The organism is Frigoribacterium sp. AC512 (genome assembly GCF_979258295.1).
The window spans coordinates 3,177,356-3,202,641 of sequence record NZ_OZ409850.1; the positions used below are offsets into that span (position 1 = coordinate 3,177,356).

Below are 25,286 nucleotides of genomic sequence, written 5' to 3' on the forward strand. Positions count from 1 at the left end.
CACGACGGGACAGCAGCTGCGGCAGCTGCGGCGGCCGCAGCGGCCGCGGCGGGCACCCGCATCACGCGCTCATCCGGTAGCCGAGGCCGCGCACGGTGTGGATGAGCCGCGGCCCCTCCCGCTCCATCTTCTTACGGAGCGAGCTGAGGTGCACCTCGACGAGGTTCGGGTCGTAGTCGTCGTAGCCCCACACCTGGGTGAGGATCTGCGTCTTCGACACGGTCCGGCCACGGCTCTCGGCGAGGAACGTCAGCAGGCGCTGCTCGGTCGCGGTGAGCTCGAGCGCGACCCCGGAGCGGGTGGTGACCGCCGCCTCCGGGTCGACGACCAGGTCGGCCACCTCGATCACGGCGGGGATGCGCCCGCGGCGCCGCAGCACCGCGCCGATCCGGGCGAGCAGCTCGGCGACCGAGAACGGCTTGACGACGTAGTCGTCGACGCCCTCGGCGAAGCCCCGGAGGCGGTCGTCCAGCTCGTCGCGCGCGGTCAGCATGACCACGGCCGCGTCGCTGCTCGTGCGCACCGTCGCCGCGAGGCGGATGCCGCTCGCCCCCGGCAGCATCCAGTCGAGGACGACGAGGTCGGGGACGAACGCGCGGAGCGCCTCCGGCAGCTCGGAGCCGTCGGGCAGCCCCTTCACGGCGAAGCCCTCCGCGCCGAGGGCGGTGACGACGGACGAGAGCAGGGCAGGGTCGTCGTCGATCACGAGGACGCGGGCAGGGGAGATCACGGACCGGACGGTACGGGGCCGAGATGCGCCGTCGCCGCCGGTCGCCTATCGAACCGCTGGGCGCCCCGGCGACTTAAGCGCGGCTTCAGGTGCGCTCCCGAGGTTGGTCACAGCGGCGGACGACCGGTCCGCGTCACCACCACCCCCTCGTCAGGAGACGACATGAACGACCAGCAGAACCCCTTCGACCGCGACGGCGACCTCGGCCGCGACGGCAGCGGCGCCGGCGACGGCGACCGGCACCGCGACCAGCGCGACGCGTTCGGCGCCCCCCGGCAGGACTCGACCGCCGACGACACGACCCGCGAGCTGCCCCTCTCGCCCCGCGTCGCGTCGGAGCAGGCCGTGCCCGCCGCTCCGCGCCGACGGGTGACGAAGCGGCTCGGGATCGGCCTCGGCGTCGCCGCGGTCGGGCTCGCGCTCGTCGGCGGCACGGCGGCGGTGGCGTCGTCGGGCGGCGGCGCGAGCACGCTCACGGCGGCGACGTCGAGTGCGTCGCCGAGCCCCAGCGCGAGCTCGGACGCAGGAGGCGGCAAGGACTCCGCAGACGAGACCGGCCCCGCGGCCCCCGGCTCGGACGCCTCGGGGTCGCCGACGCCCGCCGCGCCGGGTGCGACCGGCGACGAGGCCGACGGCGACGCGCCGGCCGGCCCGCTCGCGGGCGGCCCCGGCTGCGCGCCGGGCGCCGCTGCCGAGGGCGGCCCGGCCGCACCCGCGCCGGGTGACGCACCCGAGCCGGGCGCGAAGGGTGCCGACGGGGCCGAGCGCCCGACGCCGCCCTCCCCGCCGGCGGACGCTCCGACCCCCGGCGAGGAGGGCTCGGGCAGCGGCGACCGCCCCACGCCGCCGACCGACGCTCCCACCCCGCCGGCCGACGCTCCGTCTGCCCCCGCCGACGAGTCCGCCACCGGCAGCTGACCCGCTCCTCCTCGTGCACCTCGAAGTGGACGACGCACCCCGTCATGTCGGGGTTCATCGTCCACTCCGGGGTGCCCGGTCGGCCCGGGCCGGCTGGCCCGAGCCGTGCTGAGCCGTCGCGCCGGGGCAGACCGCTCGGTCTGTCCGCAAGGCGCAACGGCCGGGGCCGGCGCTGGCGCCCTAGATGCGGCTGCATGTACCGTCGGCGAGCGCCACCGCGCCACCGACCGGGACGGATCCCGGCACCGCACCGCCAGGACGGCCCATGACCACCCTCCGAGACCGCACAGCAGCGACCCTGCTCACGTTCGCCCGCCCCTACCTCGCTCTGCACCTCGGTGTGCTCGGCGTCAAGATCCGCCGGGCACCGTTCCCCCGGGACGAGGCCGTCGCGTCCGTGCCGGGCCCGGACGCAGCCCGCCTCCTCGTCGTCGGTGACCTGGCCGCGTCGGGGTACGGAGTCCTCCTGCACGGCATGGCGTTCCCGGCTCAGCTCGGGGGCGCCTGGTCCGGCCGGACCGGTCGGGGCTGCTCCTGGAAGACGATCGCCGACCCCCTGATGACCGTCCGCCGGGCCGCGCACCACCCCCGGCTCGGCGCAGCTGCGGCCGACGCCGACGCCGTCATCGTCGCCCTCGGAGTGCCCGACGTGCTCCAGCTCACCGCGAGCGAGGACATCGTCGCCTCCGCCGGTCGTCTCGTCGCACGCGTCCGCTCGGCCGCGGGCCGTGAGGTGCCCGTGCTGCTGGCGGGGCTGCCGCCCATGACGCAGTTCCAGGGCCTCTCGCCCGCCGCCGCCCGCCTGATCGGCTCGCAGCTGAGGCGCGTCGACGACGCCCTGCGCCAGGTCGCCGCCCAGTTCGCCGGCGTCGAGTTCGTGGGCTTCCCCTCCTGGGACCTCGGCGGCACGACCCTGCGCCGGGCCTTCTCGTTCAGCGCGATGCACCGCGGCTGGGCGAGCGCCGTCGCGGCGGGGCTCGAGGTGTCCGACCCCGGTCCCGCGCCCGATCCCGGGTCCTCCGTCGTCGTCGAGGCCGAGCAGGTCGCGCAGGAGGCGGCGGCCGCGACCGGCGTGACCGACACGTCCGTGACGCTGGCCGCGTAGCGCGGCGCCCCGGCCCGAGCGGGACCGCACCGGTCGCCGAGCGACGTCGCGACGTAGTCTCGGCAGGGTCGCGCGGAAGTCCACGACGACGCCGACGAGGACGAGCAGCGACGCGACCACGACCACGACCACGAGCGACCAGACCGATCGGACCCGACATCATGGCGATCTCCAACCTCCCCTACGACGACCGCGCGATCGTCGACGCGCTCAAGACCGTGCCCGTGCAGAGCGAGACGATCAGCAAGGTGTCCGTCAACTTCCTGGACAACGAGATCAGCGAGCAGTCGACGGCGACCGTCACGGCCACGCTCAGCTGGGTGGTCAGCTCGGCCGAGGCCGTGCGGATCCTCGAGCGTGCCGCGCCCGCGCCGAGCGAGTCGGCGCCCGGCCTAGCAGCCCAGGGCTGATCCGACCAGCCCTGGCCGAGGCTGTACGGCACCGGTCCCGTCGTGGCAGCATGGCCCCCAGCCGACTGCCGTGGGGGTCCTGATCCCTGCGCGGCCGACCCGACTGGTGCTCCATGGTCGACGCTTCTGGGACGTCGCCTCGGCAGGGAACCACCGCCACCGAGAGGACACCCCGTGGGCTACCTGATCTACGACGGCAACACCGCTGAGATCCACATGGACGACCGCACCCTCGCGCACCTGCAGATCGTGGTCATCAACAAGCTCCGGCGCCAGGAGAGCTTCGCCTTCTCGTGGAAGGAGCCCGCCTCGGCGGGGGACGGTCGCAGCACGATCTGGATCTACCCCACGGTCAGCCTCCGCTTCAAGTTCGAGGGGAGCCGCCCTCCCGTCGTCAACCAGGCCTGGCTGACGGTCCTCTCGAACGCCGCGAACAGCGGCACCGGCCTGCAGATGCTGCCCGAGCCGCTCGACCGTGGTGCCGTGCACGTCGGCGGGCAGCACGAACGGACGGCCAGGGGCGCCTAGCCGACCTGGTGCACCGCGTAGCTGGCGACGAAGCCGAGCACGGTCACCAGCCCGGTCAGCGTCTGCGCCTTCCGGAACGCCTCCGGGATCATCGTGTCGCAGATCATCGCGAGGATCGCCCCTGCCGCGAACGCCATCACGAACGACTGGGCCCCCTCCGGCACGCCGCCCAGGAGCGCGTACCCGCCGACCGCCGACAGCGCGCAGACCACGGCGATGCCCGACCAGAGCCCGAACACGTACCCTGCGCCGCGTCCTGACCCCTTGAGGTCGGCGGTGCTCGACATCCCCTCCGGGAAGTTCGAGATGACGACGGCGACGAGCACCGCGACGCTCAGCGATCCGCCGCCCGTGAGGCTGACGCCCTGCACGGCAGTCTCGGGGACGCCGTCGAGCAGGGCGCCGAGCGCGATGCCGAGACCCGTGCCGCCGCTCGCTGCTGCGGCCTTCCCGCCGTGGCCACCACCTCCGCGGTCGTCGCTCGCGGCGTCGTCCGCGGGCTCGCTCCGGTCGTGGCGACGACGGTGCCGCTTCAGACGGAAACCGCCGTGCTCGAGCAGCTGGTCGAGCACGACGTAGACGACCGCCCCGACGACGAAGCCGGAGATCGTCGGCACGAAGCCGCCGCTGCTGGTCGCCTCGTCGACGAGGTCGAAGGCGAGGGCCGAGATGAGGACGCCGGCGCCGAACGCCATCACGAGGGCGACCAGCTCGCGGGGCACCTTCACGAACCAGGCGACGAGCGAGCCCACGACGAGCGAGAGGCCGGACAGCAGGCCGGCGAGGCCGGCGAGGAGGAGCGGTGAGGTCACGGGATCCGGTGTACTCCGCCTCGGGCATGGTGGGTCGCCAGCCGCCTGTACCCCGTTCGCGCTTCCTGTCGCGGCCCTAGCGCACCCCTCGTTCGGGGCGCAAGCCCCTGACGGTCACGCGTCGCCCTCCCTAGATTCAGGAGGACAAGACAGGGCGGTCGTCGTGCTCGACACGGCCTCGGCCGCCCGTCCCCCCTCCGCCTCACAGGAAGGACGACACGATGAGCCTCTACATCTCGGATCCCCGCGTGCACCCTGCCTCGATCGGCGCGTACCCCAAGCGCCGTCGCCCGGTCACGGTGCTGCCGCCCATGCGGTCGGCCCGGCCGCCGGAGCCCACCTACGCGGACTTCTTCGACGCCGGTCGCATCGCGAGGGCCGCCGCCGTCTGAGCGCTCGGCCCGGGGTGGTCAGCCCCGGGGCGTCCGCACTGCGAGCTGCACCGCGAGCCCGACGCCGACGAAGGCCGTCATGAGCCCGCCCATCACGAGTGCGGTCCCGCCGAGGGCGCCGGCGAGCGGCGTCGCGAGCCCGCCGAGCCCGAACTGCAGCCCGCCCTGCAGCGCGGCTGCGGAGCCGGGCCAGCGGTGCCCGAGCGCCTGCGTCAGCGTGATCGACCCGGGGATGACGAAGCCCCAGCCCGCCGTGACGAGCGCGAGCGCCGGCCAGACCAGCAGGGGACCGACGCCGGTCGCCGCGCCCACCAGCACGAGCGCCGACCCGGCGGTGCAGGTGACGAGGCCTGCCGTGTAGAGGGAGTCCTCGGCGAAGCGCCCCACCAGCCGCCGGAAGAGCAGCGTCGACAGGATCATGCACGACGCGTTCGAGGCGAAGACGAGGGTGTAGCCGAGCTCGCTGAAGCCGTACTGCTCCTGGAACACGAACGACGACGTCGAGATGTACGAGAAGAAGCCGATCGTCGCGGCACAGCCCGTGACGAGGTACCAGCGGAAGCGCGGGATGCGCAGCAGCTCGCCCATCCGTCGGCCGGCCGCGCCGAGCGAGGCACCGGACCGGGAGGCGGCGGGCAGCGTCTCGGGGAACCGCACGGCCGAGAGCACCGTGAGCGCCAGGCCGAAGACCGCGAGCACCACGAAGAGCGAGCGCCAGGCGGCGACCGTCAGCACGACGCCGCCGACCAGGGGCGCGACGACCGGTCCGAGCGAGTTCACGACCGCCAGGGAGGCGAAGAGCCGGCTGCGGCGCGTGCCCGTCGTGGAGTCGCCGACCATCGCCCGCCCCGCGATGCTGCCCGCCGCGCCGCCGAGTCCCTGCAGCACCCGCGCGACGATCAGCGTCGTCGCGTCGGGCGCCAGGGCGCAGCCGAGGGAGGCGACGGTGAAGACCGCCGTGCCGATCAGCAGCACTCGGCGTCGGCCGATGCCGTCGCTGAGCGGGCCGATCACGAACTGGCCCAGCGCGAAGCTGACGAGGAACGCGGTCAGGCTGAGCTGCGCGACGGCCGTCGTGGTGCCGAGGTCGCGGGCGATGGCCGGCAGCGCCGGGACGTACATGTCGGTCGCGAACGGCGAGATGCCGACCACGAGGGCGAGCAGGGTGATCGACGACCGTCGACGGGTCCACGAGGAGGCGGGGGTCGCGTCGTCGTCGTCCACCTGACCGACGCTAGTCGTTCATCGTCCCGGCCCGCGCCTCCTGCGGGGTGCTCGTCGCGGGGACGTCGCGCAGCACTGAGGAACTCTGCCCGCGCCGATCCTGCACGGTGCACGGTTCAGGACTCCGGCTCCCCCCGCGGCGAGGATCAGGACCGGACTTCCTGAACGAGGAGCGGGCACGGAGCCGACATCGGCGCGCGCTGGCCGGGCGGCTAGCGCTCGGCGTCGGTGCGGGCGCGCTGGCGGGCCCGCACCATCAGGACGGCGGCGCCGATGAGGGCCGACACGAGCGACCCGACGAGCACGCCGACCTTGACCACGTCGTCGCGCTCGCTGCCGCTGCCGAACGCGAGCTCGCCGACGAGCAGCGACACGGTGAAGCCGATGCCCGCGACGAACGACAGGCCGACGACGTCGGGCCAGCGGAGGCTCGGGTCGAGCCGGATGCCGGGGAGGCGCGTCACGAGCAGCGACGACACGGTGATGCCGATCGACTTGCCGAGCACGAGGGCCAGGACGATGCCGAGGGCGACGCTGTCCGTCAGCGCGTCGCGGAGGCCGGCGACGCCGCCGACCGTCACGCCCGCCGAGAAGAACGCGAAGAGCGGCACGGCGACGCCGGACGAGACGGGACTCCAGCGCTCGGCGAAGTGGTGCGTGAGCGGGTGCCGCTCGACGTGGCCGTCGGGGCCGGTGTGGTCGACGCCGGCCCGTCGGGTCGCGATCGCCGGCACGAGCAGGCCGAGCACGACCCCGGCGATGGTCGCGTGGATGCCCGAGGCGTGCACCAGGGCCCACGCGACGACGCCGAGGGGGATCAGCAGCCACCACGAGCGGACTCCGCGACGGACGAGCAGCGCGAACGCCGCGAGCGGGACGAGCGCGGCGAGCAACGGCAGGAACAGGATGCCGGAGGTGTAGAAGACGGCGATGATCGTGATGGCGAGCAGGTCGTCGACCACGGCCAGCGTCAGCAGGAACGTGCGGAGCGCCGGCGGCAGACGCTTGCCCACGACGGCGATGACCGCGACGGCGAACGCGATGTCCGTCGCCGCCGGGATGGCCCAGCCCTGCAGCGCGTCGCCGCCCGCGTCGAGGTTGACCAGCGTGTAGATCACGGCGGGCAGGGCGACGCCGCCGACCGCCGCGGCGATCGGCAGGGCCGCCGCGCGCGGGTCTCGGAGCGAGCCCGCGACGAACTCCTGCTTGAGCTCGAGGCCGACGACGAAGAAGAAGATCGCGAGCAGCCCGTCGGCGGCCCAGGCCCCGACGCTGAGGTCGAGGTGCAGGGCCGCGGGCCCGAACGTCGTGTCGCGGACGGCGCCGTACCAGTCGGCGGCGGGGCTGTTGGCGAGCACGAGCGCGAGCACGGTCGCGCCGAGCAGCAGCAGGCCGCCCGTCGTGTCGCGGCTCACGAAGTGGGCGAGGCGGGCGCCGCGGCCGAGCGCGCCCGGGGCGTGGGCGGGCGGCGCGGGCGTGGAGGGGGCCTTGCCCGTCGGGACGGGGGAGGACGAGGAGGCGTCGGGGACGTCAGGGGACACGGTGGCTCTCAGAGGGGGTGGCGGGACGGCGGGCGCAGGTGTGCGCCCGGGTCGTCGACGACCCCGGGCGCGGTCACGCCGTCGGCGGCGGGCAGCCCGCGATCTCGCCGTGGGCGTTGCTGCCCCAGAGGCTCATCCAGCCGTTGGTGCCGCACGTGCGCTTGGTCAGCACGAGTCGCTTCGGGAACGCCTGCCGTGCCGCGCGCTGGCGGCGCGTGCTGCGGGCGATCGGGTGGCTGGTCACGCCCCGATGGTACCCGTGCCTGCAGATGCCGACCGGGGAGGCTGCAGAACAGGGATTTCCCATCATTGTGGTGCTCCACGTGGGCCTTTGGTCGGCATTTGCGGGCACGGGCACTGGGCGGGGGCGGTGTCAGCGGGCGGCGAGGCGCAGGTCGACGCCGGCGTCGCGCAGCGCGGCGGCGGCCTCGTCGCCGAGGGCGTCGTCCGTGATCACGCCGTCGAGCTCGTCGAGCCGCAGCGCGCGGTACCGGCCGAAGCGCCCGTACTTCGAGCTGGCGGCGACGAGCACGGTCCGCTCCGCGACCGCGAGGGCAGCCCGCTTGGCCTCGATCTTCGCCTCGACGGGGGTGGTGACGCCGTGGGCGAGGTCCCACGAGCTCGACGAGACGAACGCGAGGTCGAGCGACAGCTCGGCGAGGGCGACGCCGGTGAGGCGCCCCATCGTCGACTGGTTGGCCCGGTCGACGCGTCCCCCGACGCAGATCAGGTCGGCCGTCGGGTGGTCGAGGAACGCCTGCACCGTCGCGAGGTCGTTCGTCACGACGGTCAGGTCGGAGACGTCGTCGAGGTGCCGGCGCATCGCCTGCACCGTGGTGCCCGCGTCGAGGTACACGGTCATGTGGTCGTGGACGAGGGCGGCCGCCTCGCGGGCGATCGCCTCCTTCTCGGCGACGTCCGCCTCCTGCTTGACGGCCCGGCTCGGCTCCTCGACCAGGCGCGACGCGAGCTTGGCGCCGCCGGCGGTCGCGCTGACGCGGCCGGCGTCCTCGAGGGCGGCGACGTCGCGGCGCACCGTCATCTGGCTGACACCGAGCAGCTCGGTCAGCTGTCGGTAGCTCAGCACCCGCTCGCGCTGCAGGTGCTCGACGATCGACTCTCGGCGCTGCTCGGGGATGAGGGGGGTCGACACGCGCGTCAGCCTAGTTGTCGCGGCCCTCGCCGGCGGCCGAGGGGACCGGGGACGAGGAGGCAGGCGAGACCGCAGCCGAGGAGGCGCCGGCCTCGTCCGCGGGACCGGTCCAGGGCATCCCCCACGCGGCCGTGATCGCCCGCACCTGGTCCGGCGCGATCAGGCGGCGCGCCGCTCCCTGGGTGAGCAGGGCGATGCGGCACGCCTCCTCGAGCTCGATCGTGCTCTGCACGGCCCGGTCGAGGTCCTCGCCGCTGACGACGGCGCCGTGGTTGGACAGCAGCGCCGCCCGGAACGGCAGCGGGCTGTCGCCGACGAGCGCGCCCATCGCCGGGTCGCCGGGGGCGACGAACGGCAGCAGCGGCACCTGGCCGGCCCGCATCAGCGCGTACGGCGTCAGGGGCGGGACGGCGCTGTGGGCCGACCACGGCTCGAGGCACGACAGGGCGACCGCCGACGGAGAGTGCACGTGGACGACGGCGGTGTGGGCAGGGTCCTTGGCGTACATGGCCAGGTGCAGCGCCACCTCCTTCGACGGCGCCGGGCCGCCGAGGTGCGCGCCCGCCAGGTCGAGCACCGACAGGTCGTCGGGCGCGAGGTCGCCGAGCTGCGTGCCGGTGCCGGTCATCAGCAGGCGGTCGCCGTCGCGGACGCTGACGTTGCCCGAGCTGCCGGGGCTCAGCCCGGCTGCGACGAGGGCGCGACCGGCGGCCACGAGGAGGCGGCTCGCAGACGCGTGCTCCGCCGCGCTCTCGAGGCGCCCGGGCTCCGCAGCCCGCGTCGTGGTCCGTGCGTCGGCGCCGCTCATGCCAGCGCCTCCCAGGCGCTCGAGAAGAGGTCGACCGCGCCGAAGTTGCCGCTCTTGAGGACGAGCGCCACCTCCCGGCCGTCGTCGGTGGTGGCCGCGCTCCAGCAGACGCCGGGGGCGAGCAGGGGCCCGATCGTGAGCAGGCCGACGCCGAGGGAGCCGACGACGGCGCCGCTGGTCTCGCCGCCCGCGACGACGACCTGGTCGACCGTGCCGTCGGCGACGAGGTCGAGCACGAGGCCCGACAGGACCGTCTCGACGACCTCCGAGGCGCTGACGACGGCGCCCGCGCCTCCTGCGGGCAGTGCCCCCGCGGGCACGACGTCCGACGGCTGGCCGACCGAGTAGACGACCGGCACGGAGGCGTCGTCGAGTCCGCGCACCCACTCGGCGAGCGAGGCGGTCTCGGCCTCGGGATCGGCGAGCGCCTGCGCGACGTCGACCTTGCGGGTCGGGTGCCCGGCGGCGACCGCGGCCGCCACCTGCGCCTGCGTGGTGGTCGAGGCCGAGCCGCACACGACGAGACGACGACGGGAGAAGGAGGGGAACGGGACGGCCTCAGCCGAGGTCGACGCCGAGGCCGACGCCATCGCGACCGGGTCGAGCCCGAGCGCGAGGCCGGCCCCGCCGCTCACGAGCCGGTGCCCGGCCGTCGCCTGCGCGATGGCCCTCAGGTCGTCGTCCTCGACGGCGTCGACGACGAGGTAGCCCGCGGGGGCGGCGTCGAGCGCCAGCCGCAGCGCGTCGGCCCCGCGGCGCACCACGTCGAGCCCGATCTCGGTGACCGTGGCGGGCGTCTGCGGCGCGAGCAGGTCGCGCAGCCGCGACCGCGTCATGGGCGTGAGCGGGTGGTGCCGCATGGACGAGTCCTCGAGCAGCTCGTCGCCGACCCACAGCGAGCCGTCGCGCACGGTGCGGCCTGTGCCCGGGAACGCGGGCACGACGACGCTGCGGTCGGTGCCGAGGCGCTCGCGGAGCGCGTCGAGCACCGGCCCGATGTTGCCCTCGTCGGTCGAGTCGAAGGTCGAGCAGTACTTGAGGTAGAAGCGGTCGGCACCCCAGCCGAGGAGGCGGTCGGCGGCCCCCAGGGACGCGCCCACCGCCTCCTCGACGGGGGCGGTGCGCGACTTGAGGGCGACGACGACGGCGTCGAGCCCGGCCACCTCCTCGTCGGGGACGGGCCGGTCGCCGATGACGACGGCGGTCCGCAGCCCGCGCGAGTGCAGGGCGGCGGCGAGATCGGTGGCTCCTGTGAAGTCGTCGGCGACGGCACCTGTGAGCATGGGGACCTTCCGGTGGAGACATGTCGTCCGTCGTCGGACGCGACGGAGCCATCTAAGCATATGTGACTATTTGGTGCGATCTTTGACAATCTGTGAAGTCAGGCTACGGTTGCCCACGAAGCCCCGGCCGACCGACCCCTCTCGGGCGACAGGCCACCTCGAACGAACGGGAACAACGGTGATCCTCCACTCGACGTCGCGCCGCGCGACCCAGGCCCGCGAGACCCCGGTCCGCGTCCTCCTCACCGGAGCGAACGGCGGGTACGGCCGCACCCTGCTCGACCAGCTGCGCCGTCTCGACGACATGGTCGCGACCCAGCTCGTCGACCCCGACGTCGCCGGCACCACCCGGATGCTCGACGAGCTCGGCGTCCCCGCCGACCGCGTCGCGACCCCCTCCACCGTCGCCCAGACGACCGCGGCGCTCGCCGTCGGCCAGGTCGCCGTGATCGCCGACGGCGCCGCCGTCGACTGGAGCGCCGCCGACGTGCTCGTCGAGGCCACCGGGCGCATCGAGGCCGGCCACCGGTACGCCGACACGGCCCTCGACCACGGCGTGCACGTCGTCATGGTCAGCAAGGAGATCGAGTCCGTCGCCGGCGTCGCCCTCAGCGCCAAGGCCCGCGCCGCCGGCCTCCGCTACCTGCCCGGCGACGGCGACCAGCCCGCGAACCTGCTGCGCCTCGTCGCGTGGGTGCTCGACTGCGGCTTCGACATCGTCGCCCTCGGCAAGTCGAGCGAGTACGACCTCGCGTTCGACCCGGCCACCGGCGTCGTCGACCAGGCCGGCACGACGATCGACGCCCCCGGGCTCGTCGACCTGCTCGAGCTCGGCGACCGCCCCCTCGAGACGGTGGAGGCGCGGGCCGCCCAGGTCGCCTCGCTCAAGCGCAGCGCCGCGGCCGACCACTGCGAGATGACCGTGGTGTCGCTCTACACCGGCGCGCACGCCGACGTCGAGGGCATGCACTACCCCGTGGCCCGGCCGCACGAGCTCGCCGACCTCTACGCCACGCGTGAGGACGGCGGCCTGATCGGCCGCACCGGCAGTGTCGACGTGTTCTCGATGCTCCGCCTGCCCGGCGAGGCCAGCTTCGCCGGCGGCGTCTTCGTCGTCGTCCGCACCGGCGACCCCGTCACCTGGGAGACCCTGCGCGGCAAGGGCCACGTCGTCAGCCGCGACGGCCGGTACGCCTGCATCTACTGGCCGTACCACTTCATGGGCGTCGAGACGCCGCTGACCATCGCGGCAGCCGTCGACGGCGGGTCGTCCGTCGCCGAGCCCCGGCAGCACACGGTGCTGGCCGCACGGTCGAGCACGGCGCTCGCCGCGGGCACGACGTTCCGCGTCGAGGGGCACCACCACGAGATCGCCGGCGTCGCACCCGTCATCGTCGATCCCGACGACCACGGCGTCGCGCCGTACTACCTGCTCAGCGGCGCGCGGCTCGTGGCCGACGTCGCCCCGGGCGAGCTCGTGCGCCTCGACGACCTCGTCGACGTGCCCGCCGCCGCGCTGGCCGCGTACCGGACGGGCCTGGCCCTCGGGGCCTGAGCCGCCCCTCCTTCCCCTCTTCCCGCCCCTGCAGCACCCACCGCCCCCACCGCACAGGAGATCGACGACGATGCCCCTCAGCCCGACACCGCCCGCCCCCGCCCCGATCGAGGTGACCTCGTGAGCGTCGAGATCATCGCGCTGATCGTGCTGGTCGCCGTCTTCACGATCTCGGCCGTGCGCAACGTCCACATGGGCGCGCTCGCGCTCGTCGCCGCCCTCGTGGTCGGCGTGCTCGTCGTCGGCGAGAGCCTCGACGACGTGCTCGGCGGCTTCCCCGTCGACGCCCTGCTGATCCTGCTCGGCATCACGTACCTGTTCGGCATCGCCCGGGTCACCGGCACCATCGACTGGCTGGTCGACCGCTCGGTGCGCCTGATCGGCGACCGCGTCGCGCTCATCCCGTGGGCGATGTTCGTCATCGGCACGCTCGTGGCCTGCCTCGGCACGTCGCACGCCGCGTTCACGATCGTCCCGATCGCGATGAGCCTCGCGCACAAGCACAAGATCCACTCGACGATGATGGGCATCGTCATGAGCTCGGCCATCGTCGGCGGCGCGCTCGCCCCGACGAGCATCAACGGCATCACCGTGATGACCGTGGCCCGCACCGCGGGGATCCCCTACAACCCCGCGCTGATGTTCGGGCTGTCGATCGGCATCAACACGCTCGTCGTGCTGGTCGCGTTCTTCCTGTTCGGCGGACGCGAGCTGATCGCCAGGACGCGCGCCGCCGGTGCCGCCGCTGCTGCGGGCGGTTCCGGGCGCTCGGGCTCTTCCGGCTCGTCGCGTCGTCGTGCCGGCGGGGCGGGCATCGGCGGATCCGGTCTCGCGACGACCGTCGCCACGAGCGAGGGCGCCGTGGGCGCACCCGCCACCAGCGCCGAGCGCGCACAGGCCGGCTCAGCTGTCTCGTCCTCCTCCTCCGCGACGTCGACGGCCACCGCGACCGCCGCCTCCTCGACCGCCGCGGTCTCGGTCGACGCTGCGCCCTCGGAGAAGCTCAGCGGCTACCAGCTGCTCGTGCTCGTCTCGATCCCGGTGCTGATCGTCGGCTTCTTCACGATCACGTTGCTCGACGTCGACCTGAACCTCGGCGCCGTGGCGCTGACGATCGCCGTGCTGCTCGCCTTCGTCAACCCCGACGTGGGCCGCCAGGCGCTCGGCCGCATCGACTGGGGCACCATCCTGCTGCTCGGCGGGATCATCACCTACGTCGGCGTCCTGACCCGCCTCGGCGCCATCGACCAGCTCGGCGAGGCGGCTCGCTCGGTCGACTCCCCGCTGCTCGCCGCCCTCGTGATCTGCGTGATCGCCGGGCTCGTGTCGGCCTTCGCGTCGACGATCGGCATCCTCGGCGCGCTCATCCCGCTCGCCGTGCCCCTGCTGATCCCCGGCGGAGGCCTCGAGATGACCGGCTTCATCTACGCGCTGGCCATCTCGGCGTCCCTGGTCGACTGCGCGCCGTTCGGCACGACGGGAGCGACGATCGTCGCCTCGGGCGTCGAGGAGGAGCGGCCGCGCCTCTACCGCCACCTCATGTTCTGGGGGCTCTCGATGGTGGTCATCGGGCCGGTCGTGACGTTGGCGCTGTTCGTGGTGCCCTTCCTCTGGGCCTAGCCGGCCGCGGCGCCTGTCGGGCACGACCCGACGCAGAAGCGACGAACCTCCGTGATCTTCCACGGAGGTTCGTCGCTTTCACGTCGGCACCCGCGCCTCCTCGCCTTGCTCCGGCTCCCGTTGCCGGCCGGCCGGCCGGCGCATGGGCGTCGAGTGGTCAGCAACGGTCCCGGACGGCTCCCGCGAGGACTGGACCTGACCACTCGCGCTCGTGAGCGGCCTCCTCGCCCACCCGCACCTCCTGCGTCCGGCCGTCGTTCTCGAGGGCGGGCATTCCGGGCCGAGGGCGGGTCGCCACGGACCCGCCCTCGACGCCGATGACCCGCCCTCGACCCGGTGGCGGGCGCGCGAGGTCGCTGCGAGGCGCGATGCGCGATGCGCGATGCGCGAGGCGAGGAGGCGCGGGTCAGGCCTCGGGGGAGCCGCCCGTCACGGGACGCAGCAGCGCCGCGACGACGTCGCCCATCAGGTCGCCGGGCGCGACGTCGCCGGTGGCGGGCGCGTCGAAGGCGGAGCCGACCGAGATCGTGATGAGGAGGCGCGCCAGCTGGTCGGAGGAGAGCCCGGTCGCGTCGGGCGTGCGTCCCTGGAACACCTGGTCGACGAGGCCGCGCAGCGTGTCGAGCACGGCCCGTCGCTGCTCGACGAAGACCTCCATGACGCGCGGCTCGGCGAGCGCCTGCGAGCGGAGCTCGGACATCAGGCTGAAGTCGTCGGCCGTGCCCGCGCCGTAGGGGGCGAACGCCGCACGGATCGCGGCGGGCAGGTCGGGCAGGTCGGTGCCGGGCACGCGCATCTCGTGCAGGGCCCGGAGCGCGCCGTCCGTCTCGCGGCGCAGCAGGGTCACGACGAGGTCGGCCTTCGAGTCGAAGTTCGAGTAGACCGCGCCCTTGCTGAACCCGGCCGCCTTGGCCACGTCGTCGAGGGTCGTCGTGTGGACGCCGTGACGTGCGAACAGCCGGCTCGCCGCCTCGATCAGGCGCTCGCGCACCTCGGCGCGCGGCGGGCGCTTGGTGGGGGCGCTCCCGGTCGTGGACATGTCGTCACCCTAACGTCGGGGCGACGGCTGTCGTCTGCGGCGCGCAGGGCCGGGATCCCTTGCATACTCACGGGTATCCAGGCGCTAGGATCGTCCTGCCTGGTGGACCCGAGACACCAGGAACGACCGAGTGCGCGTCGAGCGAGGCCCGCCCGAACGAGCCGCCGCCCCGCGCGCTCGGTCCCGTCCCTCGCGCGGGCTGCCGGGTGCACGGCCCGTGGCGAGGCCGTCTCGCCTGCCCGTTGCGCGCGCACGGCCCTGCTGTGGATGAAGGAGGCGCTGCACCTGTTCATTTATCCACAAGCGACAGCGTCGCTAAAGGCCTGATCAGAGGCAAGTAGCTGAGTTACAGCCGTGTAATTTCCACACAGTAGTCCACAGCTTTCCTCAGTTATCCCCCGAAAGAGTCGCTCCCGACACACATTTTCCACACGCTTATCCACATGCTGTGGGGAGGCTGCCGCGCCCCGACGGTCACCCCCGGGCTGGGTGCACCTGCCCCTCGCGTCGAGGTCGGGGCGCTCGCTAGGCTCCCGACCGTGTACGTCCTCTTCACCGTGGCGCTGTTCGCCGTCAGCCTGATCGCCCTCGTCGACATCGTGTCGCGCGACGACTCGCAGGTGCGCGGGCTGCCCAAGCTCGTCTGGGTGCTGCTCGTCGTGTTCGTGCCGCTGCTCGGTAGCGCCCTGTGGTTCATCGTCGGCCACGACTGGAGCGCCGCCCGCGCGGCGGGGTCGTTCGGGGGGAGGTCGTCCGAGAACGTCTCGTTCGGGGACCCGCGCCGATCGGAGCGGGTCGGCTTCGGGGGATCGCGTCGCGCCTCCTCGTGGTCGTCGCAGCCGGCCGCCCCCCGCCAGAAGACGACCGAGGAGCAGCTCGCCGACCTCGACCGCGAGATCGAGTTCCACGAGCAGCAGGCCCGCCTGCGTGCCCTCGAGGTCGAGGTGGAGAAGCGCAAGCGCCCCGAGTGACCCCGGACGCGGCCTGACCCGTCGACGGGCTCGACCTTGACCGGGCCTCAGTCGTACACGCGGCCGAGCACCCACTGCCCCGCGCCGTCGCGGAGCACCTCGAACATGTGCGTCGTGCCGACGCCGTCGGTGGCCTGGAACCGCCACCCCACGAACTGCTGCGGCGGGTGCGTGATGAGCGCGGGCACGAAGGCCGGCTCGTGCCACATCTCGGTCGGGGTGTCCGTCACGCGCCACCGGGTGCCGTCGTGCACGAGCCGGTCGGGCGTGCCGTCGACGAACCAGAGCGCGACGGCCGATCGGGTCGTGGAGATGTTCATCGGGGCCGCCTCTCTCTCGAACACGTGTTCGAACAGGAGGCGAGTGTAGGCAGGCCGGATCGGCTCGCGCAACCGCTCCGGCGTGTCGTCGGTCCCGCCTCCTGGACGCTCGCCCCTGCGCGCCTCGACGCCAGCCTCAGCCCCTGAGGAACCGCGTTCCGAACCATGAACCGAGTTATTTCGCGGTTCATGGTTCGGAACGCGGTTCGAGGCGTGGCTCACACTCGGGGCGGCAGAGTCAGGCCCGCGCGGGCGCCGCTCCGAGCGGCATCCCGAGCGCGGCGGCGACGCCCGGCGCGACGACCGCTCCCGCGACGACGTTGAGCCCGGCGGCGAGGGCCGGGTCCGCCGCCGTGGCCGCCTCCCAGCCCTGGTCGGCCACCGCCACCACGTACGGCAGCGTCGCGTTGGTCAGCGCGCGCGTCGAGGTCTCGGGCACGGCGCCCGGCATGTTCGCGACGCAGTAGTAGACCGTGTCGTGCACGGCGAAGGTGGGGTCGTCGTGGGTGGTCGGCCGAGACCCCTCGAAGCAGCCGCCCTGGTCGATCGCGATGTCGACGAGCACGGCGCCCGGCTTCATCGTCGCGACCATCTCGTCGGTGACGAGCTTCGGCGCCGCCGCCCCCGGGATCAGCACCGACCCGATCACGAGGTCGGCCTCGCGCACCTGCGCGGCGATCTCGAAGGGCGACGAGTGCCGCGTGGCGACCCGGCCGTCGAAGCGCGACTCGAGCGCACGGAGGCGCGGCAGCGACAGGTCGACCACGGTCACGTCCGCGCCCAGGCCGAGGGCGTTCGCGGCCGCGTGCTCGCCGGCGACCCCGCCGCCGATCACGACGACCTTCGCGGACGGCGTGCCGGGCACGCCGCCGAGCAGGGTGCCGCGACCGCCGGAGGCGCGCATCAGGTGGTACGCCCCGACCGTGATCGACAGGCGCCCTGCCACCTCGCTCATCGGCTGCAGCAGCGGCAACGAGCGATCGGGCAGCTGCACCGTCTCGTAGGCGATCGCGGTCGTGCCCGAGGCGACCAGCGCCTCCGTCAGGGGCCGGTCGGCGGCGAGGTGCAGGTAGGTGAAGACGACCTGGTCGGCGCGCAGGTGGCGGTGCTCGGACGCGATCGGCTCCTTGACCTTGAGCAGCAGGTCGGCGGCGGCCCAGACCTCGTCGGCGGTCTCGACGATCGTCGCGCCGACCGCGGCGAAGTCGTCGTCGTGGATGCGCGAGCCCAGCCCCGCGCCCGCCTGCACGAGCACCTCGTGGCCGCGACGCACCAGGGCGTCGGCCCCGGCGGGCGTGAGGGCCACCCGGTTCTCGTTGTTCTTGATCTCGGTGGGGACTCCGACGCGCACGGCTGCTCCGATCTTCGTCAGGAGCGCCTCGTCGCGACCCTGCTCATCCAGTGTGACCCGATCGTGGCGATCGTTCGTTTCGGACCTGTTTCGACCGAAGCATCTTCTGCGAAGATGCCCCCATGGCTGCATCAGACCCGAGAGAAGGCGTCCCCGCGAGTGCAGGGCCGAACGATCTTCGCGCCTCCGGCCCGCTCGACGAGCTCGACCTGCGCCTCCTCGACGTGCTCGGGACGGACGCGCGCATCTCGAACGCCGCGCTCGCGGCGGCGGTGGGCGTCGCGCCCTCTACGGCGCACGTGAGGCTGCGCTCGCTGATCGACCGCGGGGTGGTGACGGGGTTCCTGACGAGCATCGACCAGCGGAGCCTCGGGCTGCCCCTGCAGGCGATCGTCGGCGTGACCCTGCGGCCGGGGTCGCGGCAGGCCGCCATCACCGCCTTCTCGGAGGCCGTGCGGAGCCTGCCGCAGGTGCTGCAGGTGTTCTTCCTCGGCGGGCACGACGACTTCATCGTGCACATCGCCGTGGCCGACTCGAGCGAGATCCGCACCTTCGTGGTCGACCACCTCTCCGCCCAGCCGTCGGTCGCCTCGACCCGCACGAGCATCGTGTTCGACTACCACCGCAACGGGGTCGCGGCGTCCTTCCGCTGAGGTCGGGCACGAGGAGGCGCGGGTCACGATCCGGCAGGAGGCGCGGGTCACGGTCCCCTGGGAGTCGCGGTCAGCCTCCGCCCGCCTCGCCTACCGTCCGCCTCATGCGATCGACACGAGCAGCTCTCACGAACCGGACCCCAGCCCGCGCGACCCTCGCCAGCACCCCGTCACGCAGCACCCCGTCACCCCGCACGCGCCAGTCCCGCACGCCGTCGGCCCGCGCGACCCTGACCGGCGCCGCACTCGCCGTCGCGGTGCTCGGGGTCACGGCCGGCTGCACCTCCGCGGAGGCCGAGGGGACGACACCGACGGTGACCGTCACCTCCGCCCCCGACCCCGTCCCCTCCGCGTCGGCGACCTCTGCCGCCTCGCCCGCGGTCGAGCTCGTCCGCGAGTACCTCGACGCCGCCGCGGCCGGCGACGCGGCCGCCGCCTGGGCCCTGCTCACGCCCGAGGCGCAGGCCTTCTACCCGTCCGAGCAGCAGTTCGCCTCGCTGTTCGGACGGGACGGAACCGTCACTCCGGAGGCGGCCGGGCAGCTCGCCGCGGCGACCTTCGAGGAGACGAAGGCCTTTGAGGACGTCGTCACCGTGGTCAGCGCGACGACCGAGGCCGAGGCCGACGCGTGGATCGTCCGCGAGTCGTCGGCGGGCCTCCGCATCGACGACGCCGGCGTCCCCTCGACCGGTGACTCGGTCTACGAGTGGACGAACCCGGCCGTCGGCGCCGAGGACGTCGCCGCGACCGCGGACGCGGGTGCCGCCCCCTTCGACGACTCGGCGCCCGCCTCCCTGACGTTCGCGTCGCCGGCCTCTGCCGACGCGACCGGCCCCTCGACGGTCGGCTACCCGAACGGGGTCTTCGCGTTCGTCGACGGGGTGGAGACCCCCACGGACGAGCCCGTCTCCGCCGGCTCGGGCCGCGAGTTCACGATCCCCGTGGGCTCGGCCTCGAGCGACGGCGCGCCGCGCGGCCTGACGGTCGTCTGGCAGGTCGGGACGACGTCGCCGTCGTCATTCCGCAGCAGCACCGTCCTGCTCTGAGCGACGGGCGGTCGTGCACCCGGGCAGCTCGCAGCCGGCCCGCCAGGCCGGCTAGCGCGCCCAGTCCTCCAGGTCGACCGCGATGACGAGGTCGGACCACGCGTCGGGGTCGAGCTCGACGACGTCGGTCGTCCCGATGGTCACGTGGTCGCCCGGGCGCACGAGCACCGCGAGGACGCCTCGGTCAGCGGTCGGGACGTCGACGAACGAGGCGCCCGTGACGACGGCGTCGAGCACCCGCCCCTTGAGGGCGGACACGTCGGCGTCCGCCGCCAGGCGGTACTCGTGGCGGTCGAGGGTCAGGAAGGTGGATGCCATGGTTCTCTCGTCTCGTCGCTGGCCGCCGAGGGAGTGGCGGCACGATCGCGTCGGGCCCGAGGTCCAGGGGTCTCTCACGTCTGCGACAAGCGTCGCACGACGTGCGCTCCCACGCCAGGGGGCCGGGTAACCTCACATCCATGGACGACCTCACTCGCGTGGACGACACGGACCTGGCCGGCAGCGTGCTCGCGTCCCTGCCCGTGACCGGCGTCTCCGTGTCGACGATGGGCGAGCTGCTCCGCACCGAGACGGTGTCGGCGAGCGACGCGACCGCGGCGCGGCTGGACGAGCTCCAGTTCGACCTCGGCGAGGGGCCCTGCTGGGACGCCGTCGCCGAGCGGCGTCCCGTGCTCGAGGGCAGCCTCCGGCTCGCCCCGCGGCGCACCTGGCCGGCCTTCTCGCGTGCCCTGCTCGACCACGAGGGCGTCGAGGCCCTCTTCGCGTTCCCGCTCCTGCTCGGCCCGCTCGCCCTCGGCGCGATGGACCTGTGGTGCGACCGTCCGGGCGAGCTCCCCGACGCGAGCGCGCGCCGCGCCTCCGCGCTGGCCGACGACCTCAGCCGCCACCTCCTGCGCCGTGCCGTGCGCGACGTGGCCGACGACCAGGCCGAGGAGGTGCGGGTCGACAAGTACTCCCGACGTCGCGTCCACCAGGCGACCGGCATGGTGCTCGCCCAGGCCGACGTCTCCGCGGAGGACGCCGAGCTGCTGCTGCAGGGCCGCGCGTTCGCCGAGGGCGTGTCGATGACCGACATCGCCGACGCCGTCCTCGAGGGACGCGTGAGCTTCGCCGCCGCCCCGGACGGCCCCCGCCCCGACGAGCCGGAGCAGGAGTGGTGAGCGAGGCGGGCCGTGAGGCCGTCCTCGTCGATGCCTTCGCCACCCTGGCCGACAGCCTCGTCGCCGGGTTCGACGTCATCGAGCTGCTGCAGACGCTCGTCGAGACCTGCCGGTCCGTCCTGGACGTCCAGGAGGCGGGCATCCTGCTCGCCGACGAGGACGGCGACCTCGACGTGGTCGCGTCGACGAGCGAGGCGAGCACCCTCGTCGAGACGATGCAGCTGGACGCTCGCTCCGGCCCGTGCTGGACGTGCTTCACCACGGCGGAGCCCGTCTCGCTGCCGAACGTCGCCGTCGACCAGGGGCGCTGGCCGGAGTTCGCCGCCGTCGCCCGTGAGCAGGGCTTCCGATCGGTGCACGCCGTGCCGCTCCGCCTCAGAGGGACGGTCATCGGCACCCTCAACCTGCTGCGCACCTCCGTGGGCGCCCTCAACGAGCGCGACGTGAGGGTCGGGCAGGCGCTCGCCGACGTCGCGACGATCGGGATCCTGCAGGAACGCACGCTGCGCGAGAGCGTGGTCGTGCAGGAGCAGCTGCAGGGCGCGCTCGACACCCGCGTCGTGATCGAGCAGGCCAAGGGCGTCGTCGCGCACGTGCGCGGCGTGAGCACGGACGAGGCGTTCGTGCTCATCCGTCAGCACGCCCGCAGTCGGCGGCTCAAGCTGGCCGACGTCGCCGTGCAGCTCGTCGAGCGCCGCCTGACGCTCTAGCGCTGCCCGGAACTCGGTCGCAGGGCGAACGGAGCAGCCGCGGGCCCCTCCTCCGTGAACGAGCACGGCGTCAGCGCCGTAGATTCGACGGATGTTCCTCTCCCACGAGGTCGACCCCCGGTCGGCCACGGCTGTGGTCCGTTCTCGCCTGCCGCGCTCGGTGGCCGGCTCCCTCGAGCTCGCCGCCGACCTGACCCGCCGAGGAGGCGCGGCACCCGTTCCCGGGGCCGGCTCGACCGCCGACCTGTGGCTGGCCCTCGCGACCCTCGCTGCCCACGACGTCGGAGCGGCCCGGGCGGTCGAGCCGCACCTCGACGCGACCGCGATCCTCGACCAGGCGCGGGAGGCGGGCACGGTCGTGTTGCCGACCCGCGCCTCCTCGGCGGACCGGTTCACCTGGGGCGTCTTCGCGGCCGAGGGCCCGGGCGCGAAGCTCGTCGCGGAGTCCGCCGAGCCCGCGGAGCCCGCGGAGCCCGCGGAGCCCGCCGGCTCGGCGACCGCCGCAGGTGCGGGAGACGACGCCCGCACCTCCTGGACGCTCACCGGCACCAAGCCGTGGTGCTCGCTCGCGGGCGTGCTCGACGGCGCGCTCGTCACCGCCTGGGTCGGCGACGAGCGCCGCTTGTTCGCCGTCGACCTCCGCCAGCCCGGCGTCGAGGTCGTGCCCGGCGCCTGGCACGCGCGCGGCCTGGTCGAGATCCCCTCGGGGCCCGTGACGTTCTCGTCCGTGCCGGCGACACCCGTCGGTGAGCCTGGCTGGTACCTCCGTCGCCCCGGCTTCGAGTGGGGCGGCATCGCCGTCGCCGCCTGCTGGTACGGCGGCGCGGTCGGCGTGGCCGGCGCCCTGCTGAGGTCCGCGGTCGCCCGCGACCCCGACCCGTGGCTGCTCCGGGCGCTCGGCGTCGTCGACGAACGCCTCGGCGACGCGCGTCGCGCACTGGAGGAGGCGGCCGTCGCCGTCGACTCCGGCCGAGCGGTCGGGCAGGAGGCGCGGCTCCTCGCGAAGAGGACGCGCGCGACCGTCGCCCACGCGGCCGAGGACGTGCTCGCCGCCGTCGGCGGAGCGCTCGGCCCGGCGCCGCTCGCCTCCGACCCGGAGCACGCCAAGCGCGTGGCCGACCTCGAGCTGTACCTGCGGCAGCGGCACGCGTCGAAGGACGACGCGTCGCTCGGCGGCGCCGTGCGCGACGCGGCCGTCGCGGCTGCTGGCGCCGCCGCTGCCGCTGCTGCGCCCGCGACCACTGCTGCGCCCACGACGAGCGAGTTGCCACTTCGCGGGGGTCTCGCGACGCCAGACGCCCCCGGAACGGCAACTCGACCGGCCGCCGGCAGCACGGGCAGCACGAGCACCGCGGGGATCGCCCCTTGGTGAGCTTCGACGCCCGGGAGCCCGGCACCTCCGTGGGGACCTGGCGCTCCGACCCGCGCTGGGCGACGCTGCCTGCTCCGCGTCCCCTCGACCCCGCGATCGTGCCCGCCGTCGCCGAGCCGGACGCGCCCGGCGCGTTCGACCTGGTCGGCGCCTCCGGCCCGGTGGTGGTCCTCGCCGCGCACCCTGACGACGAGACGCTCGGCGCCGGCTCGCTGATCGCGCAGCTCGTGCGGCACGGACGCGCCGTCACGGTCGTCGTCGTCACCGACGGGGCAGCGTCGCACCCGCGGTCGACGTCGACCCCGGCCGGGTCGCTCCGCGAGCTGCGCCTGGCCGAGGCCCGCGCCGCCCTCGACGAGCTCGGCGGGCTCGCCGATCCCGACGAGCTCGGCGACCCTGCCGCCCAGAGCGCCCAGAGCGCCCAGAGCGCCCAGAGCGCCCAGAGCGCCCAGGACGCCCAGGACGCCCAGGACGCCCAGGACGCCCAGGACGCCCAGGACGCCCAGAGCACCCAGAGCACGCCGATCGACGTGATCGAGCTGGTCGCCCTCGGCGTCGCCGACGGCGCCCTGCGCGAGGCCCGCGACGACGTCCGCCGCCAGCTGGCCGACCTGCTCGCGGAGCGCCGGCCCGTCCTCGTCCTCGCCCCGTGGCGGGGCGACGGCCACCGTGACCACCGGGTGCTCGGCGAGGTCGCGGCGGAGCTCGTGGGAGGCGACGGGTCCGCGCTGCCGGACGCCCGCCTCCTCGAGTACCCGATCTGGATGTGGCACTGGGGCGGGCCCGACCACCCCGACGTGCCGTGGGACGCGCTCGTGCGCGTCGACGGCGACGAGGAGGCGGGCCTCGCGAAGCAGCGGGCGCTCGCCCGGTACTCCTCGCAGGTGCTGCCGCTGAGCGACCGGCCCGGCGACGAGGCCGTGCTGCGGCCCGACTTCGTCGAGCACTTCGTCGGCGGCGCGGAGGTTTTCGTCGAGGCGCCCGCCGACGCCCCTGCGCCCGAGCTCGCGCCGTCGTTCGACGCGACGCACGCGCGCCGCGACGACCCCTGGGGAGTCACGACGCGCTGGTACGAGCGCCGCAAGCGCGCCCTCGTGCTCGCCTCCCTGCCCGACGAGCGCCTCGGCCGGGTGCTCGAGATCGGCTGCTCGATCGGCGTCGTCACCGAGCAGCTCGCCCTGCGTGCGGACTCCGTGCTCGCCGTCGACGTCTCGTCGGTCGCCGTCGAGCGGGCCCGCGAGCGCCTGGCCGCCCAGCCGCACGTGCGCGTGGAGGTCGCCGACGTCTCGGCCGGACTGCCCCAGGGCGACCACGGGCTCGACCTCGTCGTGCTCGGCGAGGTCGGCTACTACCTGGCTCCCGAGGCGCTCGGAGCGCTGCTCGTCGACGTCGACCGCGTGCTCGCGCCGGGCGGCTCGCTCGTCGCCTGCCACTGGCGGCACGGCGCCGACGACTTCGCGCAGCGCGGCGACGAGGTGCACGAGGCGCTCGCCGCCTGGGCCCGCGACGCGGGCCTGACGCGCGTCGTCGGCCACGTCGAGGAGGACTTCCTCCTCGACGTCTTCTCGCGCGACCCCCGATCGGTCGCGAGCAGGACGGGCCTCCGATGAGCGCGCGGCCCGCCGTCTCGCAGCCCGCGATCCCGCCGCGGCCGACCGCGCAGCCCGTGACGCCGGCCGCGACTCGCTCGTCCGCGATCCCGCCGCGCATCTCCGGCGTCGCGGTCGTCGTCCCCGCACGCGACGAGGCCGAGCTGATCGCGCGGTGCCTCGCCTCGATCCGCGAGGCGCGCCTCCTGCTGGCCGGTCGTGCCGCAGCCGGTGGTCCCGGGGCGGCAGGGCAGGGCCGAGACGAGGAGGTGCGGGTCGTCACCGTCGTCGTGGCCGACGACTGCTCGGACGACACGGCCGCGATCGCGGCCGCCGTGCCCGACGTGACGGTGGTCGAGACCCGCCTCCGCTCCGTCGGGGCCGCCCGCTCCGAGGGAGCCCGGGTCGCCTTCGCCCGGCTCGCGGAGCTCGGCGTCGCGCGCGACGCCGTCTGGCTGGCCGCCACGGACGCCGACTCGGCCGTCCCGCCCGCGTGGCTGACGTCCCAGCTCGACCTCGCCGACCGCGAGGGGGCCGACGTCGTCGTGGGCACGGTGCGCCCGGACTTCGCCGACCTCTCGGACGCTCAGATCGCGGCCTGGCTGTCGCGGCACACGCCCGGTCGGCCCAACGGGCACGTGCACGGTGCCAACCTCGGCCTGCGGGCGACGGTCTACGACGCGGCGGGCGGGTTCGGCGAGCTCGACCTGCACGAGGACGTCGAGCTCGTCGCCCGGGCTCGGGGCGCGGGGGCTGCCGTCGTCGCGTCGGAGGCAGGTGAGGTCCTCACCTCGGGCCGCCAGGTGGGACGGACCCGCGGAGGCTACGCCGGCTACCTCGCGAACGACCTGCTCGCGTAGGCGACCCGGGCCACCTGGGCGACCCGAGGCGACCCGAGCCGACCCGAGCCGACCCGAGGCGGCCCGGGCGACCCGAGGCGACCCGGGCGACCCGGGCGACCCGGGCCGTCGGAGGAGGACGAGCCGGGTCGTGCCG

At 74.4% G+C, this 25,286-nt stretch carries 27 protein-coding genes; 15 read left to right on the top strand and 12 right to left on the bottom strand.

Features of this window, described 5'->3' with window-relative positions; all coding sequences use genetic code 11:
• Positions 1-61: 61 nt before the first annotated feature.
• Positions 62-730, bottom strand: coding sequence for a response regulator transcription factor (locus tag ACZZ97_RS14680; protein ID WP_463473624.1), 669 nt, complete (start codon positions 728-730; stop codon positions 62-64).
• Positions 731-892: 162 nt separating this feature from the next.
• On the opposite strand from ACZZ97_RS14680, the gene ACZZ97_RS14685 reads away from it, so the two are divergent.
• From ACZZ97_RS14685 to ACZZ97_RS14700, 4 genes are all read left to right on the top strand, one after another.
• Positions 893-1,648, top strand: a complete 756-nt coding sequence (locus ACZZ97_RS14685; RefSeq protein ID WP_463473625.1) for a hypothetical protein — start codon at positions 893-895, stop codon at positions 1,646-1,648.
• A 265-nt stretch (positions 1,649-1,913) separates the two neighbouring features.
• The gene (locus ACZZ97_RS14690) at positions 1,914-2,753 is read left to right on the top strand and encodes a GDSL-type esterase/lipase family protein (RefSeq protein WP_463473626.1); all 840 of its coding nucleotides are present in this window, start codon (positions 1,914-1,916) and stop codon (positions 2,751-2,753) included.
• A 161-nt stretch (positions 2,754-2,914) separates the two neighbouring features.
• Positions 2,915-3,163, top strand: coding sequence for a hypothetical protein (locus ACZZ97_RS14695; protein WP_463473627.1), 249 nt, complete (start codon positions 2,915-2,917; stop codon positions 3,161-3,163).
• Between the two features lie 174 nt (positions 3,164-3,337).
• Entirely contained in the window at positions 3,338-3,691 is a 354-nt protein-coding gene (locus tag ACZZ97_RS14700) for a DUF7882 family protein (protein WP_314103748.1), read from the top strand.
• On the opposite strand, the gene ACZZ97_RS14705 is transcribed toward ACZZ97_RS14700, so the two are convergent.
• Complete coding sequence (locus ACZZ97_RS14705; protein WP_314103751.1) at positions 3,688-4,503, bottom strand: ZIP family metal transporter; 816 nt, start codon at positions 4,501-4,503, stop codon at positions 3,688-3,690. The genes ACZZ97_RS14700 and ACZZ97_RS14705 overlap by 4 nt on opposite strands.
• Before the next feature lie 221 nt (positions 4,504-4,724).
• On the opposite strand from ACZZ97_RS14705, the gene ACZZ97_RS14710 reads away from it, so the two are divergent.
• Positions 4,725-4,895 carry a hypothetical protein gene (locus ACZZ97_RS14710; RefSeq protein ID WP_166644817.1) on the top strand — a complete coding sequence of 57 codons (171 nt, stop codon included), beginning with the start codon at positions 4,725-4,727 and terminating at the stop codon, positions 4,893-4,895.
• An 18-nt stretch (positions 4,896-4,913) separates the two neighbouring features.
• Here the strand turns inward: ACZZ97_RS14710 and ACZZ97_RS14715 are convergent, their stop codons facing one another.
• The 6 genes from ACZZ97_RS14715 to otnK all read right to left on the bottom strand — a co-directional run bounded on the left by ACZZ97_RS14715 (position 4,914) and on the right by otnK (position 10,904).
• Positions 4,914-6,119, bottom strand: a complete 1,206-nt coding sequence (locus ACZZ97_RS14715; RefSeq protein ID WP_463473628.1) for a multidrug effflux MFS transporter — start codon at positions 6,117-6,119, stop codon at positions 4,914-4,916.
• A 212-nt stretch (positions 6,120-6,331) separates the two neighbouring features.
• Positions 6,332-7,660, bottom strand: coding sequence for a Na+/H+ antiporter NhaA (gene nhaA, locus ACZZ97_RS14720; RefSeq protein ID WP_463473629.1), 1,329 nt, complete (start codon positions 7,658-7,660; stop codon positions 6,332-6,334).
• Between the two features lie 73 nt (positions 7,661-7,733).
• Entirely contained in the window at positions 7,734-7,904 is a 171-nt protein-coding gene (locus ACZZ97_RS14725; RefSeq protein ID WP_191330470.1) for a hypothetical protein, read from the bottom strand.
• Positions 7,905-8,033: 129 nt separating this feature from the next.
• Entirely contained in the window at positions 8,034-8,813 is a 780-nt protein-coding gene (locus tag ACZZ97_RS14730; protein WP_314104633.1) for a DeoR/GlpR family DNA-binding transcription regulator, read from the bottom strand.
• Between the two features lie 10 nt (positions 8,814-8,823).
• Positions 8,824-9,621, bottom strand: a complete 798-nt coding sequence (locus ACZZ97_RS14735) for a class II aldolase/adducin family protein (protein WP_463473630.1) — start codon at positions 9,619-9,621, stop codon at positions 8,824-8,826.
• Positions 9,618-10,904, bottom strand: a complete 1,287-nt coding sequence (otnK, locus tag ACZZ97_RS14740; protein WP_463473631.1) for a 3-oxo-tetronate kinase — start codon at positions 10,902-10,904, stop codon at positions 9,618-9,620. Before otnK ends, ACZZ97_RS14735 begins: the two co-directional genes overlap by 4 nt.
• A gap of 178 nt (positions 10,905-11,082) precedes the next feature.
• On the opposite strand from otnK, the gene ACZZ97_RS14745 reads away from it, so the two are divergent.
• Together ACZZ97_RS14745 and ACZZ97_RS14750 are read left to right on the top strand one after the other, a co-directional pair.
• On the top strand, positions 11,083-12,459 hold the full coding sequence (locus ACZZ97_RS14745; RefSeq protein ID WP_463473632.1) for a homoserine dehydrogenase: 1,377 nt from the start codon (positions 11,083-11,085) through the stop codon (positions 12,457-12,459).
• A gap of 120 nt (positions 12,460-12,579) precedes the next feature.
• Positions 12,580-14,079: an SLC13 family permease gene (locus ACZZ97_RS14750; RefSeq protein ID WP_463473633.1), complete on the top strand. Its 1,500-nt coding sequence runs from the start codon at positions 12,580-12,582 to the stop codon at positions 14,077-14,079.
• 406 nt (positions 14,080-14,485) lie between these two features.
• Here ACZZ97_RS14750 and ACZZ97_RS14755 read toward each other — a convergent pair whose 3' ends face one another.
• A complete protein-coding gene (locus ACZZ97_RS14755) occupies positions 14,486-15,118 on the bottom strand; it encodes a TetR/AcrR family transcriptional regulator (RefSeq protein ID WP_314103631.1) in 633 nt (210 codons plus the stop codon).
• Between the two features lie 539 nt (positions 15,119-15,657).
• Between ACZZ97_RS14755 and ACZZ97_RS14760 the strand changes: the two genes are divergently transcribed.
• Positions 15,658-16,089 carry a PLDc N-terminal domain-containing protein gene (locus ACZZ97_RS14760; RefSeq protein WP_463473634.1) on the top strand — a complete coding sequence of 144 codons (432 nt, stop codon included), beginning with the start codon at positions 15,658-15,660 and terminating at the stop codon, positions 16,087-16,089.
• A gap of 47 nt (positions 16,090-16,136) precedes the next feature.
• Here ACZZ97_RS14760 and ACZZ97_RS14765 read toward each other — a convergent pair whose 3' ends face one another.
• Positions 16,137-16,409, bottom strand: a complete 273-nt coding sequence (locus ACZZ97_RS14765; RefSeq protein ID WP_123548591.1) for a hypothetical protein — start codon at positions 16,407-16,409, stop codon at positions 16,137-16,139.
• Positions 16,410-16,647: 238 nt separating this feature from the next.
• A complete protein-coding gene (gene ald / locus ACZZ97_RS14770; protein WP_463473635.1) occupies positions 16,648-17,760 on the bottom strand; it encodes an alanine dehydrogenase in 1,113 nt (370 codons plus the stop codon).
• 122 nt (positions 17,761-17,882) lie between these two features.
• On the opposite strand from ald, the gene ACZZ97_RS14775 reads away from it, so the two are divergent.
• Entirely contained in the window at positions 17,883-18,413 is a 531-nt protein-coding gene (locus ACZZ97_RS14775; protein ID WP_463473636.1) for an Lrp/AsnC family transcriptional regulator, read from the top strand.
• Between the two features lie 104 nt (positions 18,414-18,517).
• Positions 18,518-19,459 carry a hypothetical protein gene (locus ACZZ97_RS14780; RefSeq protein WP_463473637.1) on the top strand — a complete coding sequence of 314 codons (942 nt, stop codon included), beginning with the start codon at positions 18,518-18,520 and terminating at the stop codon, positions 19,457-19,459.
• A gap of 51 nt (positions 19,460-19,510) precedes the next feature.
• Here ACZZ97_RS14780 and ACZZ97_RS14785 read toward each other — a convergent pair whose 3' ends face one another.
• Entirely contained in the window at positions 19,511-19,777 is a 267-nt protein-coding gene (locus ACZZ97_RS14785; RefSeq protein WP_463473638.1) for a hypothetical protein, read from the bottom strand.
• Positions 19,778-19,917: 140 nt separating this feature from the next.
• Here ACZZ97_RS14785 and ACZZ97_RS14790 point away from each other — a divergent pair, with 140 nt between their 5' ends.
• From ACZZ97_RS14790 to ACZZ97_RS14810, 5 genes are all read left to right on the top strand, one after another.
• Positions 19,918-20,619, top strand: a complete 702-nt coding sequence (locus tag ACZZ97_RS14790) for an ANTAR domain-containing protein (RefSeq protein ID WP_463473639.1) — start codon at positions 19,918-19,920, stop codon at positions 20,617-20,619.
• Complete coding sequence (locus ACZZ97_RS14795) at positions 20,616-21,329, top strand: GAF and ANTAR domain-containing protein (protein WP_463473640.1); 714 nt, start codon at positions 20,616-20,618, stop codon at positions 21,327-21,329. The genes ACZZ97_RS14790 and ACZZ97_RS14795 overlap by 4 nt, the downstream gene beginning before the upstream one ends.
• A 91-nt stretch (positions 21,330-21,420) precedes the next feature.
• Positions 21,421-22,701 carry an acyl-CoA dehydrogenase gene (locus ACZZ97_RS14800; RefSeq protein ID WP_463473641.1) on the top strand — a complete coding sequence of 427 codons (1,281 nt, stop codon included), beginning with the start codon at positions 21,421-21,423 and terminating at the stop codon, positions 22,699-22,701.
• Positions 22,698-24,311, top strand: coding sequence for a PIG-L family deacetylase (locus ACZZ97_RS14805; protein WP_463473814.1), 1,614 nt, complete (start codon positions 22,698-22,700; stop codon positions 24,309-24,311). The genes ACZZ97_RS14800 and ACZZ97_RS14805 overlap by 4 nt, the downstream gene beginning before the upstream one ends.
• Positions 24,308-25,150: a glycosyltransferase gene (locus ACZZ97_RS14810; RefSeq protein ID WP_463473642.1), complete on the top strand. Its 843-nt coding sequence runs from the start codon at positions 24,308-24,310 to the stop codon at positions 25,148-25,150. Before ACZZ97_RS14805 ends, ACZZ97_RS14810 begins: the two co-directional genes overlap by 4 nt.
• Positions 25,151-25,286: the final 136 nt, after the last annotated feature.

Excerpts from the sequence above, each read along its gene's own strand:
- ACZZ97_RS14785 (WP_463473638.1), bottom strand. The coding sequence starts at position 19,777 with ATGGCATCCACCTTCCTGACCCTCGACCGCCACGAGTACCGCCTGGCG.
- ACZZ97_RS14775 (WP_463473636.1), top strand. The coding sequence starts at position 17,883 with ATGGCTGCATCAGACCCGAGAGAAGGCGTCCCCGCGAGTGCAGGGCCG.
- ACZZ97_RS14810 (WP_463473642.1), top strand. The coding sequence starts at position 24,308 with ATGAGCGCGCGGCCCGCCGTCTCGCAGCCCGCGATCCCGCCGCGGCCG.
- ACZZ97_RS14685 (WP_463473625.1), top strand. The coding sequence starts at position 893 with ATGAACGACCAGCAGAACCCCTTCGACCGCGACGGCGACCTCGGCCGC.
- ACZZ97_RS14690 (WP_463473626.1), top strand. The coding sequence starts at position 1,914 with ATGACCACCCTCCGAGACCGCACAGCAGCGACCCTGCTCACGTTCGCC.
- ACZZ97_RS14755 (WP_314103631.1), bottom strand. The coding sequence starts at position 15,118 with ATGTCCACGACCGGGAGCGCCCCCACCAAGCGCCCGCCGCGCGCCGAG.
- ACZZ97_RS14695 (WP_463473627.1), top strand. The coding sequence starts at position 2,915 with ATGGCGATCTCCAACCTCCCCTACGACGACCGCGCGATCGTCGACGCG.
- ACZZ97_RS14710 (WP_166644817.1), top strand. The coding sequence starts at position 4,725 with ATGAGCCTCTACATCTCGGATCCCCGCGTGCACCCTGCCTCGATCGGC.
- ACZZ97_RS14735 (WP_463473630.1), bottom strand. The coding sequence starts at position 9,621 with ATGAGCGGCGCCGACGCACGGACCACGACGCGGGCTGCGGAGCCCGGG.
- ACZZ97_RS14780 (WP_463473637.1), top strand. The coding sequence starts at position 18,518 with ATGCGATCGACACGAGCAGCTCTCACGAACCGGACCCCAGCCCGCGCG.
- ACZZ97_RS14790 (WP_463473639.1), top strand. The coding sequence starts at position 19,918 with ATGGACGACCTCACTCGCGTGGACGACACGGACCTGGCCGGCAGCGTG.
- otnK (WP_463473631.1), bottom strand. The coding sequence starts at position 10,904 with ATGCTCACAGGTGCCGTCGCCGACGACTTCACAGGAGCCACCGATCTC.
- ACZZ97_RS14765 (WP_123548591.1), bottom strand. The coding sequence starts at position 16,409 with ATGAACATCTCCACGACCCGATCGGCCGTCGCGCTCTGGTTCGTCGAC.
- ACZZ97_RS14800 (WP_463473641.1), top strand. The coding sequence starts at position 21,421 with ATGTTCCTCTCCCACGAGGTCGACCCCCGGTCGGCCACGGCTGTGGTC.